The following is a 15,936-nucleotide window of genomic DNA, read 5'->3' as shown; positions in this document are numbered from 1 at the left end:
AGGGGGGGCGGTGGCTACTCGGCGCGGGTAACGGCCTCCTGGAGCTCGGTCACCCAGCCGGCCGGGTCGCCCTCGCCGTAGTTGAGGTACACCTCGCGGGCGACGCCGGAGCCGCGGTGGCCGCTGTCCTCGATCCACCGGGCGAGCTGCTGGTAGGAGACGTCGACGCTCTCCATGCCGCCCTCGTGGATCAAGGTGGCCGCCCGCTCGAGCGCCGGCAGGTCGACGACGTCGAAGTCGTAGGTCCCGCCCGGCGCGAGGTTCACCTGGACTCCGGCGTGCACGCGCACCCCCTCGGGCACCGGCTCGTAGTAGGCGATCGCCGGACCGGTGAAGACCAGCCCGGCCGCCTCCACCCGGTCGCACAGGTCACGGTACAGCGGCTGGACCACCGAGCCGATCTTGTCGGACTCGAAGCCGTCGGCCGTGGCGCTCAGCTCGGCGACGCGGACCGCGGGCACGCTCTTGATCACGATGTCTGCGGGCATGACGCCCTCCGTTTCGATCATCCGGAGCCTCGCCTCGACCCGGACCAGCCGCGCCATGTCGTCGGCCACCTGGGCCTCCAACTGCGCGCGGCGCAGCCGCAGCATGCCGTGCAGTTCGTCGGTGCCGACCTTCTCCGCGAGGATCCGCCCCACCTCGTGCAGGGTGAGGCCGAGATCCTTGAGCGCGATCAGCCGGTTGAGCCGCGACAGCTGCCCCGCCTCGTAGTAGCGGTAGCCGTTGACCTGGTCGACCCGCGCCGGCCGGAGGAGTCCGAGCACGTCATAGTGCCGAAGCATCCGTACCGACACCCGGCCGAGACGGGCGAAGTCTCCGATGGTGTACATGACCCCTCCGGTCTATGGCCTCACACCGTGTCAGGGTCAACGGGACGCCTGGCGGGACGAGCGGACGAAGGTCAGTAGTAGCCGGTCTCGCCGTCGAGGATCTCGCGGATGGTGTCCAGATGGCCGGCGTGCCGGGCGGTCTCCTCGACCATGTGGATGACCATCCAGCGCAGGCTCGCGGCGGCCGAGGTGAAGTCGGGGTGCCGGCCGGGCTCGTCCAGGGAGTGCGCGGCGATGATCTCGTTCGACCGCGCGCACTGGCGGGCGTAGTCGTCCAGCAGCCGCGCGAGGGGCACCTCCTCGACCATCATGTCGGCGTCCTCCTGCTCGCCGGCCATCTGCGGCCCCTCGGCGGGACCGCCGAGGAACAGCACCTCGAACCAGCAGTGCTCGGTCCACCGCAGGTGGGACACCAGGCCCGCCACCGTCATCAGCGGCGAGGACGGCAGGACCGGGCGGTGGGCGTCGGCCTCGGACAGCCCTTCGCACTTGTAGTGGACGATGGCACGCTGCATGTCGAGCCAGCCGACGAGCTGGGTGCGCTCGTCGGCGACGAACGGAGGCCGAACGCGGGGAGGAGTCACGCCCGCCGACGCTACCTGACGCCTCACACCGGTCGCATCGCATATTCGGAGGGGCTCGCGGGCGCTCCCTCCGGCGACGCGCACGCCGCGTACCGGCGTGCCTGACCCCGCGTGCGCGTACCGGCGTGCCTACGCCCGCGCGTCCAGCACGACGCGGAAGCGCGCCTTTCCCGACATCATGCGCTCGAAGGCCTTGGGCGCCTCCGACAGCGGCATGACCTCGTTCATGGAACCGATGCCGTGCTCCCTCACGAAGGCGAGGTTGTCCTCGTTCTCGATCGGGGTGCCGACGAGGCTTCCGACGATCGACCGCTGGCCGAAGAGCAGGTCGCCGGGCAGCACGGACATCGCCTCCATCCCGGCGCCCAGGACGACCAGCCGCCCGTGCGGCGCCAGCCCGGTGACCAGCGGCGACATCGCGGGGCCGTCGGGCACGGTCGCGATGATGGCCGCCGCGCCGCCCAGCCCGCGCAGCGCCTCGGCGGGGTCCTCGGCGGTGGCGTCGATGTAGTGGCGGGCGCCCAGCCGCGCCGCCAGTTCGGCCCTGTCGGCGCCACGGGCGATGGCGACGGTGCGGTAACCCAGCTTGTGGGCGTACTGGAGGCCCAGGTGCCCGAGGCCCCCGATGCCGAAGACCGCCACCAGCGCGCCGGGACCGGCGCCGGCCTGTCGCAGGCCCTGGTAGACGGTGAGGCCGGCGCACAGGAGTGGCGCGGCGTCGGCGGGGGCCATCCCGCCGGGGATGCGCACGAGCCCGCTCGCCCTGGCGTAGGCGACCTCGGCGTACCCGCCGTCCACGGAGGTCCCGGTCACGGGCTGGTCGGCGCAGTTGACGAAGTCGCCGCGGCGGCAGAAGTCGCACTCGCCGCAGTGGCCGTTCAGGAAGCCGACGCCGACCCGGTCGCCGACGTGCCACCGGGTCACCCCGGCGCCGACGGCGTCGATGACGCCGACGACCTCGTGGCCCGGCACGATCGGGGCGGAGGGGTCGGGCCGCATGACGCCGCCGACGGCGAGGACGTCGGTGTGGCAGATGCCGCAGGCTTCGACCCGCAGGCGCACCTGGCCCGGCAGCGGACCGGTCAGCTCGCGCTCGACCAGGGCCCAGTCGCCCGTCCCTGCTCCGGACACCTGGACCGCACGGTAGGTGGACATGTCGTGATTCCTTCCGACGAGGATGCCGATCACAATATGACCGGTCGTCTTAGACCGGTCGCTCGCATGCGAGGCGAACGGCCGGTCCCGTCCGACTACTATAAGACGACCGACCATATTGGTGGACGAAGGCGGGGATGGCCGTGGCACGGCAGAGCATGCGCGAAGAGATCGTCGAGGCCGCGCTCGACCGGTTCCACACCCGCGGGTACAACGCGGCGGGGGTGAAGGACATCACCGACGGCGCCGGCGTGCCCAAGGGATCCTTCTACAATCACTTCGCCAGCAAGGAGGCGCTGGCCGTCATCGCCCTGGAGCGCTACGGCGAGAGCCGGCGCATGCGCGACCTCGCCGACACCTCCGTCGAGCCGCTGACCCGGCTCAGGAAGCACTTCGAGTTCCTGCGCGACGACGTCGTCGGCTGGGGCTACAAGCGCGGTTGCATGTTCGGCAACTTCGGCACCGAGATCACCGACCACAGCGAGACCATCCGCGCGAGCGTCGGTGAGAGCCTGCGCGTGTGGACGGACCTGGTCGCGGGCGTGCTCGCCGAGGCCGCGCACGCCGGCGCGCTCCGCACCGGCCTGGACCCCGCGGCGACGGCCCGGCTCATCGTCAACGCCTGGGAGGGCACTCTCATCGACGCCCGGGCCACCCGCTCCCCCGACGCCTTCGCCTCGTTCTTCACGGTCGTCTTCGGCACCCTGCTCACGCCGCCCGCCTAGTCCTGTCCCGCCGCGCCGCCGGGGGCGCACGCTCGCGTTCCCGGCGGGTCAGGCGGTGCGGGGAGTGGAGGCGGCGGAGACGGCGGGGGTTGGGCCAGGGGGGAACAGGCGGTGGTCGCGGGCGCCCGACAGGAGCATCCAGAAGGCGTGCGCGGCCGACACCAGCGTCACGTGGTGGTGCCAGCCGCGGAACGACCTGCCCTCGAAGTCGCGCAGGCCGAGGCGGTGGGTCACCCCCGCCCGGTCCCAGGCCACCCGCTCGGCCGTCTCGGCCAGGCGCAGCAGCGTCGTGGGCGGCAGCGTGGTGATGTTGGACAGCCACACCGCGACCGAGCGCCGCTCGGGGCCGAGGCAGGCGCCGAGCAGGGTGAGGGCCGGCGGCTCGTCCTGGGCCGTCGCCGAGTGGAACGGGGTGTGCACCCGCGCGGCCACGACCACCGACTGCGGCGCCGGGGTGGTGCCCGTGGACGAGGGCCTGCGGGACTCCACGATGCGGTTGACGTCGCGCAGCGCGTCGACCAGCCGGCCGGCTTCGATGCGGCGGCCCATGCCCATCGGGATGCGCGGGTCTGAGGGGCTGACCGGCACCGAGTCGTTCACCCGCAGCACGAACGGGACCTGCCGCGCGGACAGCTCGTAGATCAGCCGTCCGAGGTCGATCTCCCTGGCGTCCATCACGACCGGGCGCGGCTTGAGGCCCCACCCGTGGACGATGCTCGTGACCACCTCGGCGGCGCACTCCTCGACGGTGAGGCTGACCTCCTCGTCGGGGATGCCCGCCCGTCGCCGGCGGCCCGGGTCGTCGGTCCAGCTCTCGGGCAGGATGAGACGCCAGTCGATGGGGAAGGCCGCCTGCTCGGAGGCCAGCCACACCCCGACGACCTGCTGGCAGTTGGCCAGGCGGCCGAGCTTCTGGACGAACCGGCGCTCGACGCCGACCGAGTGGTCCCCCGACTTGGGGATCACCAGCGGCTCGGCGACCAGCGCGATCGGGCGGATGGCCTGTTCGAGGTAGCCGGCCAGGGCGCGCCGCACGGAGATCCAGCCCCACGGGGACTGGCTGATGAACTGCTGCAGGCTCTGCTCGACGGCGGGCTCGGCCTCCAGGGAGGCGATGCCGCGCATGGTCTTGCGTCCCTCGATGGACAGCAGCCCCCGGATGTACAGCCGTGCCCATCTGCGCTGGTCGCGACGCTTGAGGGAGGAGAACACGATGCCGCAGAACCGTGCGAAGAACTCCGACGCCGCGTTCTCCTGTTCAGAGGTGAAGGAACTGACGCTCACGGGCGACCCCCTATGTCCGCGGCCCGCGCCCACAGAGTTTAAAGGCGAACACCCGTAAGAGGTGCCGAAGAAAACAATACCGGCCGTGCGGTTTTTTTGCGCTAGGGGGCGCTGACTTTGTCAGAAACCGGACGAGAGTCTGGACGCAGCCACAGGGTGGACAGCGGCGGGAGGACCATGGAGGCGCTCGCCTCGCAGCGGTGCCACGGGGAGGCCGTCGCCTCCACGGCCCCGAGGTTGCCCAGCCCGCTCCCCCCGTACGGCGCGGCGTCGGTGTTGATCACCTCGGCCCACCGGCCCGTGAACGGCAGCCCCACCCGGTAGCCCTCGCGGGCGACCGCGGAGAAGTTGCACACGCACACCAGCGGCGTGCCGTCGCCGTCATAGCGCAGGAAGGCCAGCACGTTGTCGCTCGCCGCGTCCGGGACGATCCAGCCGAACCCGTCGGGAGAGGCGTCCCGCCGCCACAGCGCCGGCAGCCGGCGGTAGGCCGCGTTCAGGTCGCGCACCAGGGTGCGCACGCCCTCGTCGGCCTCCTCCCACCGCAGGCCGACAGGCTCGTCCCACTCCCCCTCGTGCGCGAACTCCTGGCCCATGAACAGCAGCTTCTTGCCCGGATGGGCCCACATGAAGGCCAGGAAGCCCCGCAGGCCGGCCCGCCGCCGCCGTGCGCCGCCGGGCAGCGCGGACGACAGCGACCCGGCCGCGTGCGAGACCGGCAGGATGTGGCGCTCGGAGTAGGCGTACACCATGGGGAAGATGATCTCCCCGTGGTGGTACCTGCGGTCACCGGGGTCCCTCGCCAGGTAGCCGAGGCAGTCCTGCGTCCAGCCGGTGTTCCACCGCAGGTCGAAGCCCGGCCCGGCGACCCCGGTGAGCGGCGCGGTCTCCTCGGCCGCGCCCGCCGCCTCGGCGACCGCCACCGTCCCCGGGCTCAGCCAGTGCAGCGTGGAGTTGACCTCGCGGAAGAACGGCGCGACGGCCTCGGGGTCGCGGTCGCCCGGGTACCCGGAGGTGCGCAGGCCGTCGATGTGGAACTGCGAGCACCAGTGCAGCGCGTTGGCCGTCAGGAAGTTGCGCACCCACGGGCTCCGGTGGTCGAAGGCGTGCGCGGCGGGAACCTCACGGGCGCCGCCGGGGACGCGCGGCCCGCCGTCGCCGGCGTCCACCGCCTCGTACAGGGGCGTGCCGTCGAAGCGGGCGAGCCCCTCCTCGTCGGCGGCGAAGCGCAGCGGCGTCCAGTCGAGGATGACGCCGACGCCCGCCTGGTGGAGCCGGTCGACCAGGCGCCGGAAGTCGTCGGGGTCGCCGTATCTCGCGGTCGGCGCGTACAGGGCGGTGGGCAGCCGCTCGTCGGAGGTGTGCTCGGCCACCGGCATGAACTCCACGTGCGTGAAGCCGAGCCCCGCGGCGTACGGTGGCAGCGCCTCGGCCAGCTCGCGGTAGGTCAGGCCGGGCCGCCAGGAGCCGAGATGCACCTCGTAGACGCTCATCGGCTCCTCCTGCGCCACCGTCCGCGCCCGGCGCTCCAGCCACGCGGCGTCGCGCCAGCGGTGCCCGGAGGTGAAAACGACCGACGCGGTGCCCGGAGGGCGGTCGGCGGCCGAGGCGAACGGGTCGGCCTTGCGCCGCCACTGCCCGTCGGCGCCCAGGACGTCGTACATGTACCGGTAGCCGTCGCCGACACCGGGCAGATAGAGCTCCCAGATGCCCGAGGAGCCGATCGGGAGCATGCGGTGCGAGGACCCGCCCTCCCTGCCGTCGAGGTCGCCGGCCACCCGCACCTCGCGGGCGCTCGGCGCCCACACCGAGAAGGTCGTGCCCGAACCGGTGGTGTGCGCGCCGAACACCTGCCAGAGGCGCTGGTGACGGCCCTGGCGGATGCGTCGCAGGTCGAACTCGCCCAGCAGCCGGGATGGAACGTGAATGCCGCCGAGCGGGGAACCGTCACGCCTGACAATGAAGCTCACGGTGTCGCCTCCCGCCTTCAGCCAAGGGAGCGATTGCGCGTTCACTGCACGTAACGGTACCCGCCGACGCCGAGGATCGACATGCATGCGCGGCTACTGTGTCAAGTCCGCCTGTCAAGCGAAGGCCGGGAAAACCCCTGACCGGCCGCCCCCCGCGCCGGCCGCGCCGTGCGAGAGGCGCCGTCGCGCCGTGCCCGTCAGGAGGGCAGCCGGCAGACGGTGTCGGACATCACCAAGGCGTTGATGTCGTGATATCCGGCGGCGGAGGCGTGCCCGGGGTCGGCGGTGACGAAGACGTGGGCGCCGTCCGGCTCGGCCATCGCGGGGACGTACGGCAGCACCGCGGCGACCGGCAGGCCGTAGGCCTGCTCGACCCGCGGCACCAGGTCACCGTCCTCGATCCCCTCGGGGACCATGTTGACCACGACGATGCGCTGCCGGCAGCCGAGCCGGTCGGCCAGGGCGACGCTCTCGGCCGCGCCCGCCAGGTCCAGCCGGTGGGCGCGGGTGACGATGACCATCGCGTCCGAGCCGGCCACGGCGGTGACGGTCTCGGTGTTGATGCCCGTGTGCGTGTCCATGATCAGCACGTCCAGCGCCAGCGAGGCGGTGAGCCGCAGGACGGCCTCGTTCAGCAGCCCGAGGTCGTAGCCGCTGGTCATGATCTCGTTGATGGCGGTGAGCCCCGCCCGGCTCGGGACCACGAACAGGTCCATGCCGTCCACGGGCCGGACGGCGTCCTCGATCTCGCAGCGGCCGACCAGGTAGTCGGCGAAGGTGCACATCGAGGGGCCGGGTTCGAGGCCGAAGATGGCGTCCACGGCCGGGGACTGGATGTCGGTGTCCAGGACGCCCACCCGCAGGCCGCCCGCGGCGAACAGCAGCGCCATGTTGGCCGCCGTGCTCGACTTGCCGGTGCCTCCCCGGTAGGAGTGCATGGTCACGACGCGGGCCATCAGGCGCCGGTCCTGTGCAGGGCCAGCATGGTGATGTCGTCGGACTGCTCGGCCGTGCCGACGAACCCGGTGAGCGCGCCGTCGACGCGCCGCAGCAGGTCGTCCCCGGAGCCGGCGCCCTCGCGCAGCACGTCCAGCATCCTGTCCTCCCCGAAGAACGCCCGGTGGGGGTCGCGTGCCTCGGTCACCCCGTCGGTGTAGATGAACAGCAGGTCGCCGGGGTCCAGGTGGGCGTGGCCGAGCGTGAAGGTCGAGTCGCGCAGCACGCCCACGGCTGGCCCGGTCGGGTCCAGCACGAGCGGGGCCCCGCCGTCGCCGCGGATCAGCACGGGCGGGTTGTGGCCTCCGTTGATGTAGACCAGGCCTCCGGTGACCGGGTCGAGCACCGCGAAGAACATGGTCGCGAAGTAGCCCTGGTGGACATGGTTGCGGGTGAGGTACTCGTTGGTCGCCTCGACGGCGTTGAGCAGGGTGGCGGCGCCGACCACGGGCATGGAGCGCGCGTCGCCCGGCAGGTCGACGCTCTTGAGGCCATGGACGCCGCCGTGCTCGGCGGTGTGGCGCAGCAAACTGCGGATGAGCGCCATGAACAGCGCGGCCCCCACCCCCTTGTCGCACACGTCGGCGACGACCAGCCCGAGCCTGCGGCGGTTGACCAGCTCGAACACGTCGTAGAAGTCACCGGCGACGGTCCTCGCCGGACGGTAGCGCACGTCGATGTCCCACCCGGCGGGCGTGGGCAGCGAGTCGGGCAGGAAGCCGAGCTGGATCTCCCTGCCGATCTCCAGCTCGCGCTCGTACCGGTGCAGATCGGCCTCGCCTCCCGCCAGCAGCAGCGCGCGGCTCAGCTCGGCCTGCTCGTGACAGGTGCCGAGCCGCGCGCGGACGAGCGAGGTCAGGAACGGCGGCATCAGGTAGTCGGCCCCGCCATGGACGTGCCCTTCCAGCGCGCCGAAGTCGTGTTCGGTGTAGGCGAGCAGCGTGGGCCGCCATCCCTCCTCGTCCATCCTCCGGGCGACGGCCCGGACGATGTTGGGTGGCACGGCTGCGGAGGCCAGCAAGACGTCCACTTCGGGCATCCGTTCGGCCGCGAGCGCGTCGGCCGGTGTGTGCACCCGCACGCGGACCCCCGCCTCGGCGAGGGCCCGCCGCAGGGCGGGGGGCGGCGAATCGTCATCCAGCACGAGAACGCTGGTCATTTTGCTGTGCTCCATCCCTGAGGATCCGCAGCGTGCTGATGTTGCGCCCCGCGACTCGCCGGTAGGTGAAGCCGTCAACGGCGGTCAGGGCGAGGTACACCCCGAGACCGCCGATGCGGCGTTGCGCGAACGGCAGCCCGTAGTCCGGCCGCCGGTATCCGGACCTGGGGTCGAACGGCCGGGCGTCGTCCTCGAACCTGACCCAGACCGACTCTCCGTCCATCCCGCCCTCGACGGCGAACTCGCCTCCGGTCTCCCCGTAGCCGTGGACCACGATGTTGGTCGCCAGCTCGTCGGCCGCCAGGCGCAGCCGGTCGGAGAGGCCGGGAGGCAGGCCCGCGCGCTCGGCTAGAGAGAGCACGTAGGCCGCCACCTGGTCGAGGGACGACAGGGACGCCGGGATGCGCGGCACGACGGGCTCACGAGCCGGTGATGTCGAAGCCGTGGTCGAGCCCGGCCATCCGGATGACCTTCAGGACGGGCTCGGTGACGCCGACGAGGGAGATCGTGACGTCCTCGGCGACCTTCTGCCGGGCGAACACCAGGGCGCGCAGGCCGGCGCTGGCGATGTAGGTCAGCTCGGAGGCGTCGATCACCAGCCGGGCGGCCCCGGTGGCCACGGCGTCGTCGATGGCGTCGTGGAACTCCGGCGCGGTGGCGGCGTCGAGCTCGCCGGCCAGGCGGATGGTCGCGGTGCCCGCGCCGGTGCTGAGGGTTGCGATGAATGCCACGTCAGTTCTCCTAGTCATCGGAGCGGGTCAGGATCACCACTGAGCGGGGTGCGACGTACAGGCGCCCGGGGTAGGCGATCGCCGGCTCGGCGCCGGGGTCGTGGACGTCGTGCGGCGCGGAGGCGCCGGTGTCGGCGAACAGGCGCCAGACGCCGCCCGCCGGGTCGGGCAGCTCGACGTCGTGGCCCTCCCAGTGGGAGTTCATCACCACGTAGAGCTGGTCCATCGCCCCGTCCGCGTCGCGCCCGGCGCGCATCACGGCCAGCAGCCTGCTGCCGGGCGACCAGTCGGGCCGCCAGGCGTCCACCCCGTGCCAGCTCACGTCCGGCAGGCCGACCCCGGTGGTGTCGACGCCGAGCGGGTGCCTGCCCTCGCGCAGGACGGGGTGGGCGTGCCGGAAGGCGATCATCCGCCGGGCGAACCTGAGCAGCTCGGCGTTGGCGTCGGCCAGCGTCCAGTCGAACCACGAGAGCTCGTTGTCCTGGCAGTAGGTGTTGTTGTTGCCGAGCTGGGTGCGGCCCACCTCGTCGCCGGCCAGCAGCATGGGGATGCCCTGGCTGACCAGCAATATCGCCAGCGCGTTCTTCATCTGGCGGGTGCGCAGCGCATTGATCGCCGGGTCCTCGGTCGGGCCCTCGGCGCCGTGGTTCCAGCTGTTGTTGTCGTTGGCGCCGTCGGCGTTGCCCTCGCCGTTGGCCTCGTTGTGCTTGTCGTTGTAGGAGACCAGGTCGTTGAGAGTGAAGCCGTCGTGCGCGGTGACGAAGTTGACCGAGGCGGCCGGTCCGCGCCCGCCGTACAGGTCGGGCGAGCCGGCGACGCGCGCCGCCAGCTCTCCGGTGGTGCCCTCGTCGCCCTTGAGGAACCTGCGCAGGACGTCGCGGTACTTGCCGTTCCACTCCGACCAGCGGCCGTAGTTGGGGAAGTGCCCGACCTGGTAGAGCCCTCCGGCGTCCCACGCCTCGGCGATGAGCTTGGTGTGACGCAGGATCGGGTCGTAGGCGAGCTGCTCCAGCAGCGGCGGGTTGGGCAGCGGGGCGCCGTCCGGGCCGCGGTCCAGGATCGCGGCCAGGTCGAAGCGGAACCCGTCGACGTGGTACTCCGACACCCAGTGGCGAAGGCAGGTGAGCACGAAGTCGCGCACCACGGGGTGGTTGCAGTTGACGGTGTTCCCTGTGCCGCTGAAGTTGTAGTAGTACCCCTCGGGGGTGAGCATGTAGTAGGTGGCGTTGTCCAGACCCTTGAACGAGATCGTCGGGCCCTGCTCGTTGCCCTCGGCGGTGTGGTTGAACACCACGTCGAGCATCACCTCGATGCCGGCCCTGTGCAGGTCCTTCACCAGCGCCTTGAACTCGTCGGCCTGCATGCCGAACGCGCCGGTCGCGGCGTAGCCGGCCTTGGGGGCGAAGAAGCCGATGGTGTTGTAGCCCCAGTAGTTGTGCAGCCGCTCGCCGGTCGCGGGGTTGACGCGCCCGTTGTCGAACTCGTCGAACTCGAAGATCGGCATCAGCTCGACGCAGTTGACGCCGAGGTCGCGCAGGTAGGGGATCTTCTCCCGCAGCCCGGCGTAGGTGCCCGGGGCCGCCACCCCCGAGGAGGGGTGGCGGGTGAAGCCGCGGACGTGGGTCTCGTAGATGACCAGGTCCTCGCTGGGCGTGCGCAGCGGCACGTCGTCCTCCCAGTCGAAGTCCTCCTGGGCGATCATGGACCGGTACTGGTAGGGCTTGCTCCAGTCGGGCGGGACGCCCCACACGTCCCGCCCGGACAGCAGCAGCGCGTGCGGGTCGGCCAGGATGGCGCCCGAGTCGAACCGGTCGCCGCGCGCCGGGTCGAACGGGCCCTCCGCGCGGTAGCCGTATTCGAGGCTCTCCAGGTCCAGGCCGAAGACGGTCATGGTGAAGACGCTCCCGATGCGGTACTCGGGCGGGAACGGCAGCTCCTCCAGCGGCTCGGCGTCCCCGCGCCGGTACAGCACCAGCGTCATGGCGGTGGCGCCGTCGGAGAAGACCGAGAAGTTCACCCCGCCCGGCACCAGGGTGGCGCCGTGCGGGAAGGGCCGGCCCTGCCGCACGCGGTACGCGCCGATCCGCCGGGTCGGGAAGTCGTCGATCCGCGGGAGGTCGATGCGCTCGGCGGTCACGGTCCCACGCGTCCCATCTCGGCCGCGAGGCGGCCCATCTCGCCCTCGACGTCGTCGGCGACCTCGAAGAAGCCGAGGAACCCGGTGGCCGACATGACGAACCGCACCTCCGGCGACAGCCCGCCGATGACGACGCGCGCCTCGGCCTGCTGGGCCCGCCGGTACAGGATCAGCAGCATGCGCAGTCCGGCGCTGGAGACGTAGGTCACGGCGGAGAAGTCGACGAGCAGCGTGCCGGAGGGGGCAACCAGGGGCAGCAGGCGCTCCTGGACGGCCGGGGCCGTGGCGCTGGTGATCTCGCCCTCGACGCGGGCGACGGTGAGGCCGCCCGCCGTGCTGAGGGTGACGCCGGCCGTCATCGGACGGCCTCCACGGTGACCTTCACCTTGACGCGCCCGGTGGCCTCGGGGAGGTTCACGGTGAGCGCGCCGGCGTCGTAGTCGTCGTAGGGCTCGCCGTCGATCTCGACCGCGCCGATCCTGATGGAGCCGGGCGGCAGCAGGTCGGGCGAGACGCGCAGGATGCGGTCGTCGAAGCCGTCGGGGTCGGGCTTGAAGTACAGGTCCATCGGCTTGCCGCTGATGAGCAGGTTGTTGTAGACGGCGGCCAGGTAGCACAGCTCGGAGGAGTGGTACATGCTCATCGAGTGGCTGCCCTTGAGCCGCTCGGTGCCGAGCAGGTACGGCAGGCCGCTGGCGAGCACGTTGAAGTAGACCGCGCCCTCGTCGTGGTCGAGGAAGAAGGCGTTGTAGAACGACTCGGCGCCGCGGGCCTCGTCGCGGAAGCGGTCCTGGCCGGTGACGCCGAACAGGATGAGGTAGGCCAGCACGGCCTGCTCCTGCTGCCACCACGCCTTGCGGTCGTGCCAGACGAACCGGAAGCGGTCCTCGCCCTCGCGGCGCAGGCGCTCCACGACGTCGTACCAGCCGCCGCGCTGCCGGTCGGCGCCGATGGGCGGCATGATGTCGCCGATGTGCGTGGCGAGCTCGGCGTACTCCGCCTTGGGCTTCAGCGAGTTCATCCGCATGAGGTTCCAGGCGATCTTCAGGTTGTGGCCGACGACCGCGCGGTTGAGCTGCCAGCCGTGCGCGGTGTCGTGCGACCAGTCGCGGTGGAAGCGCTCCTGGACGAACGGGCTGTTCTTGTCGTCGGGGAAGTGCTCGACGATGGTGTCGAAGGTGTACTCCAGGAACGCGGCGTACTTGGGGTCGCCGGTGGCCAGGTACAGGTTGATCAGGTAGGCGGGGGCGTGGTCGCCGACCGAGTTCCAGTTCTTCCTGGCGCGGTTCTCGCCGAGCGACTCGTGGTCGGGGCTCAGCAGGATGGGGTCGATGTGGGAGAAGTAGCCGCCCTTCTCCCGGTCCAGGTAGAACCGGTCGAACAGCCGCAGCGTCGCCTCGGCGTCGCTCTTGATGCGCGGGTCGCCGGTGATCCGGTAGGTCTGGACGGGGCCGGCGAGCGCGTAGATCTGCTCGTACATCGGGAGGGCGTCGTAGTCGTCGGAGAACTCCGAGGTGAACAGCTTGCGCTGCACGTCGCCCTCGATCTTCAGCCCGTGGTACCAGTAGACGATGTCCTCGTCGGCGTCGACGAAGCGCAGGTTGGCCCGCAGGTACTCGGTGCCGCGCTCGGCGACCTCCAGGTAGGCGTCGTCGCCGGTGAGCATGTAGGCCGAGGCCATGCCGTAGACCAGGCGCGAGATCGTGTCGGTCTCCTGCACGTGGCTGTCGGTCTTCTCGCCGCCGAGTCTGATCATCGTGCGGTAGTCGGAGAAGTCCACCGGCCCGTCGCCGAACTGCGCCTTGCGGTAGAAGGCGGCGATCTCCTGGATCTGGTGGACCCACCAGTTCTGCTCCTCGAAGCGGAACTCGCCGGGGCGGCGGCCGAGGAAGATGACGCGCTTGGCGTCGAAGATCTGACCCTCGGCGTGCGGGTAGAACACGCCATAGGCGAACAGGTAGCGCCCGGGCACGAGCATCGCGTCGAGCTGGCCGGAGGCGTCGGTGTAGGGCTCGCCGAGGTTGTGCAGCAGTTCGGCGCTCGGGCCGCCGTCCATCGAGACCGCGAAGTCGCGGCCGTCGGCGGTGACCACCGTGGCGGTGCGGGAGGCCGCGTCGTAGGCGCTGACCTGGCCGGCGATGGTGTCGGAGAAGGTGAAGTTCATAGGATTTCGTCCTTCTGGGTGAGCAGGTCGACGAGGGTCCTCGCGAACAGGTGGCACTGCTGTCCCGAGCGTCCGGTGACGAGGTCGCCGTCGATCACCACGTCCTTGTCGACGTACTCCGCGCCCATGTTGCGCACGTCGCCGACCAGGTTGTTGTGGCAGACGATCTTGCGTCCGCGCACGACGTAGGGGATGGAGGCGGCCAGCCACATGCCGTGGCAGATGATCCCCTTGATGACGCGGGAGTCCTCGAAGGCGCGGCGCAGCAGCTCGGTGGCCGGCGCGAGCCGGTCCACGTCGTCGGTGTAGCGCAGCCGGTCGGACACCATGCCCGAGGGCACGACCAGCGCCGCGTAGTCCGAGGGGTCGACCTCCTCCAGGCTCTTGGAGACCGTGAAGGGCGCGCGGTACTCGTGGCCGGTGAAGGTCATCGACTTCTGGCCCCAAAGGCGGGTGATGAAGTCGACCGGGATGCCCTCCTCGGCGAACCTGCGCTGGTAGTAGAAGATCTCGGGTTCGTAGTAGTCGCTTTCCATCAGGACGGCGACGCGGGTGTCGGCCACGGTCACTCCGTGATGAGGTCGATGAGGAACGGCCGGTCGTCGAGCAGCATGCGCTCGACGGCCTCCTCCACCTGGGACCGCTTCTCCACCCGCATCGCCTCCACGCCCATGCCGCGGGCGATGTCGGTGAAGCCGAGCTCGGGGTGGGCCAGGTCGAAGGAGCGCGGGAAGGCGTGCGCGGCGATGTCCCGCTCGCGCCAGTACTGCTCGATGTTGAGGTCGAGCAGCCGGTACCCGCGGTTGTTGCAGACGACGAACTTGGCGCCGGCGCCCTCGCGGACCGCGGTGGCCAGCGCCTGGATGGTGTACATGCTCCCGCCGTCGCCGGTGAAGCCGACGACGGTCTTGCCGGGGTTGGCGAGCTTCATCCCGATCGCGCCGGGGATGCCCACGCCGAGCGAGCCGCCGCGGGTCTGGAACCAGTGCCCCGGCAGCCGCGGCGGCAGGTGGGCGGCGAGCACGCCGGAGGCGGTCAGGGCCTCGTCGAAGACCATGAGGTCCTCGGGCGCGCGCTCGGCCAGCCGCCGGGCGAACGCGCCGAGCAGCGATTCCTCGTCGGCTGGGGCCGAGGGCCGCTCGGCGGCGCGGCGCAGCCGTCCCGCGGCGGCCTCGCGCGCGGCCGGCGACATGGAGGACGAAAGCTCCGCGGCGAGCGCGGCCAGGGTGGCCTTGGGGTCGGCGACCAGGCCGAGCGTCACCGGGTGGTTCTTGGCGATCTCGTAGGAGTTCAGGTCGACGTGCACGATGCGCGCGTCGGGCCGGAACGGCGAGGCCAGGTCGGGGAAGACCTCGGGGAACAGGTAGGTGCCCACGACGAGCACGGCGTCGGCGCCGGCGACCACGGCCCGGCTGACCTCGCCGAACATGTGCCCGGTCTGGCCGCGGTACAGCGGGTGGCGGCCGTCGATGGAGACCTCCGACATCTCCACGCCCCACGCGTCCGCGCCGAGCACCTCGGCCACGCGGGTCAGCTCCGCCTGCGCGCCGGAGGCGGCCACGCCGTCACCGAACAGCACCAGCGGCGCGGTGGCGTCCGACAGCAGCGCCGCCGCCTTGCGGATCGTCGCGGCGTCGGGGGCCGTCGCGGTGTAGGGGACCACCGAGGGCACGACCGGCTCGTCGTTGGGCCGGTCGAGCACGTCCAGGGGCAGCGAGACGAACACCGGGCCCCGCGGCGGGGTCATGGCGATCTTGACGGCGCGCCGGAGCGTCCGCAGCACCGAGGAGGAGTCGGTCACCCGGGTCGCGTACTTGGTGACGGGCCTGGCCATGGCGACCAGGTCGGCGGCCATCTGCGCGTCCATCGCCTCGTATTGGACGCCGGACTCACCGGCGACCACGACGAGCGGGGTGTGGCCGCGCTTGGCCTGGTACATCATGCCGATGCCGTTGCCGAGGCCGACGCCGCTGTGCAGCTGCACCAGGGCGGGGCCGCCGGTGGCGCGGGCGTAGCCGTCGGCGATGCCCACCGCCACGGTCTCCTGCAGCGTCAGGACGTAGTGGAAGTCGTCGTACTTCTCCAGCGCGTCGAGGAAGCCCTGCTCGACCGTGCCGGGGTTGCCGAACATGTACCGCATGCCGTCGGCGAGGAACTGCTCGATGATCGCCTCGTTGCCCGTTCTGGCGTCCATGGGG

General features: G+C 71.4%; 15 protein-coding genes. 1 reads left to right on the top strand and 14 read right to left on the bottom strand.

The window, feature by feature from the left end:
* Positions 1-14 precede the first annotated feature (14 nt).
* The 3 genes from ACWEN6_RS27915 to ACWEN6_RS27905 all read right to left on the bottom strand — a co-directional run bounded on the left by ACWEN6_RS27915 (position 15) and on the right by ACWEN6_RS27905 (position 2,572).
* Positions 15-833, bottom strand: a complete 819-nt coding sequence (locus tag ACWEN6_RS27915) for a MerR family transcriptional regulator (RefSeq protein ID WP_452574248.1) — start codon at positions 831-833, stop codon at positions 15-17.
* Positions 834-904: 71 nt separating this feature from the next.
* Positions 905-1,417: a DinB family protein gene (locus ACWEN6_RS27910; protein WP_452574246.1), complete on the bottom strand. Its 513-nt coding sequence runs from the start codon at positions 1,415-1,417 to the stop codon at positions 905-907.
* A 129-nt stretch (positions 1,418-1,546) separates the two neighbouring features.
* On the bottom strand, positions 1,547-2,572 hold the full coding sequence (locus ACWEN6_RS27905; RefSeq protein WP_452574244.1) for an alcohol dehydrogenase catalytic domain-containing protein: 1,026 nt from the start codon (positions 2,570-2,572) through the stop codon (positions 1,547-1,549).
* A 143-nt stretch (positions 2,573-2,715) separates the two neighbouring features.
* On the opposite strand from ACWEN6_RS27905, the gene ACWEN6_RS27900 reads away from it, so the two are divergent.
* Entirely contained in the window at positions 2,716-3,297 is a 582-nt protein-coding gene (locus ACWEN6_RS27900; protein WP_452574242.1) for a TetR family transcriptional regulator C-terminal domain-containing protein, read from the top strand.
* Positions 3,298-3,345: 48 nt separating this feature from the next.
* On the opposite strand, the gene ACWEN6_RS27895 is transcribed toward ACWEN6_RS27900, so the two are convergent.
* The 11 genes from ACWEN6_RS27895 to ACWEN6_RS27845 form a co-directional block, all read right to left on the bottom strand.
* Positions 3,346-4,581, bottom strand: a complete 1,236-nt coding sequence (locus tag ACWEN6_RS27895; protein ID WP_452574240.1) for an IS701 family transposase — start codon at positions 4,579-4,581, stop codon at positions 3,346-3,348.
* 101 nt (positions 4,582-4,682) lie between these two features.
* Positions 4,683-6,551, bottom strand: coding sequence for a 1,4-alpha-glucan branching enzyme (glgB, locus tag ACWEN6_RS27890; RefSeq protein WP_452574238.1), 1,869 nt, complete (start codon positions 6,549-6,551; stop codon positions 4,683-4,685).
* A gap of 197 nt (positions 6,552-6,748) precedes the next feature.
* On the bottom strand, positions 6,749-7,507 hold the full coding sequence (locus tag ACWEN6_RS27885; protein WP_452574237.1) for a MinD/ParA family ATP-binding protein: 759 nt from the start codon (positions 7,505-7,507) through the stop codon (positions 6,749-6,751).
* The gene (locus ACWEN6_RS27880; protein WP_452574235.1) at positions 7,507-8,706 is read right to left on the bottom strand and encodes a PP2C family protein-serine/threonine phosphatase; all 1,200 of its coding nucleotides are present in this window, start codon (positions 8,704-8,706) and stop codon (positions 7,507-7,509) included. The genes ACWEN6_RS27885 and ACWEN6_RS27880 overlap by 1 nt, the downstream gene beginning before the upstream one ends.
* Complete coding sequence (locus ACWEN6_RS27875) at positions 8,681-9,118, bottom strand: ATP-binding protein (protein ID WP_452574233.1); 438 nt, start codon at positions 9,116-9,118, stop codon at positions 8,681-8,683. Before ACWEN6_RS27875 ends, ACWEN6_RS27880 begins: the two co-directional genes overlap by 26 nt.
* A gap of 7 nt (positions 9,119-9,125) precedes the next feature.
* The gene (locus tag ACWEN6_RS27870; RefSeq protein WP_452574231.1) at positions 9,126-9,437 is read right to left on the bottom strand and encodes an STAS domain-containing protein; all 312 of its coding nucleotides are present in this window, start codon (positions 9,435-9,437) and stop codon (positions 9,126-9,128) included.
* Positions 9,438-9,447: 10 nt separating this feature from the next.
* Positions 9,448-11,574, bottom strand: a complete 2,127-nt coding sequence (gene glgX, locus ACWEN6_RS27865; protein ID WP_452574229.1) for a glycogen debranching protein GlgX — start codon at positions 11,572-11,574, stop codon at positions 9,448-9,450.
* On the bottom strand, positions 11,571-11,933 hold the full coding sequence (locus ACWEN6_RS27860) for an STAS domain-containing protein (RefSeq protein ID WP_354838553.1): 363 nt from the start codon (positions 11,931-11,933) through the stop codon (positions 11,571-11,573). The genes glgX and ACWEN6_RS27860 overlap by 4 nt, the downstream gene beginning before the upstream one ends.
* Positions 11,930-13,738: an AGE family epimerase/isomerase gene (locus tag ACWEN6_RS27855; protein WP_452574227.1), complete on the bottom strand. Its 1,809-nt coding sequence runs from the start codon at positions 13,736-13,738 to the stop codon at positions 11,930-11,932. The genes ACWEN6_RS27860 and ACWEN6_RS27855 overlap by 4 nt, the downstream gene beginning before the upstream one ends.
* Positions 13,735-14,301: a DJ-1/PfpI family protein gene (locus tag ACWEN6_RS27850; protein WP_452574225.1), complete on the bottom strand. Its 567-nt coding sequence runs from the start codon at positions 14,299-14,301 to the stop codon at positions 13,735-13,737. Before ACWEN6_RS27850 ends, ACWEN6_RS27855 begins: the two co-directional genes overlap by 4 nt.
* 2 nt (positions 14,302-14,303) lie before the next feature.
* Positions 14,304-15,932: a thiamine pyrophosphate-binding protein gene (locus ACWEN6_RS27845; protein WP_452574223.1), complete on the bottom strand. Its 1,629-nt coding sequence runs from the start codon at positions 15,930-15,932 to the stop codon at positions 14,304-14,306.
* Positions 15,933-15,936: the final 4 nt, after the last annotated feature.

This window comes from Sphaerisporangium sp. NPDC004334 (assembly GCF_053602655.1).
Note: the sequence above shows the minus strand (reverse complement) of the source record. Positions and strands in the feature narration are given on the sequence as shown.

What these genes read in the sequence shown, in the direction of transcription:
- ACWEN6_RS27915 (WP_452574248.1), bottom strand. Translation starts at nt 833, where the DNA reads ATGTACACCATCGGAGACTTCGCCCGTCTCGGCCGGGTGTCGGTACGG.
- ACWEN6_RS27905 (WP_452574244.1), bottom strand. Translation starts at nt 2,572, where the DNA reads ATGTCCACCTACCGTGCGGTCCAGGTGTCCGGAGCAGGGACGGGCGAC.
- ACWEN6_RS27885 (WP_452574237.1), bottom strand. Translation starts at nt 7,507, where the DNA reads ATGGCCCGCGTCGTGACCATGCACTCCTACCGGGGAGGCACCGGCAAG.
- ACWEN6_RS27880 (WP_452574235.1), bottom strand. Translation starts at nt 8,706, where the DNA reads ATGACCAGCGTTCTCGTGCTGGATGACGATTCGCCGCCCCCCGCCCTG.
- ACWEN6_RS27860 (WP_354838553.1), bottom strand. Translation starts at nt 11,933, where the DNA reads ATGACGGCCGGCGTCACCCTCAGCACGGCGGGCGGCCTCACCGTCGCC.
- ACWEN6_RS27855 (WP_452574227.1), bottom strand. Translation starts at nt 13,738, where the DNA reads ATGAACTTCACCTTCTCCGACACCATCGCCGGCCAGGTCAGCGCCTAC.
- ACWEN6_RS27845 (WP_452574223.1), bottom strand. Translation starts at nt 15,932, where the DNA reads ATGGACGCCAGAACGGGCAACGAGGCGATCATCGAGCAGTTCCTCGCC.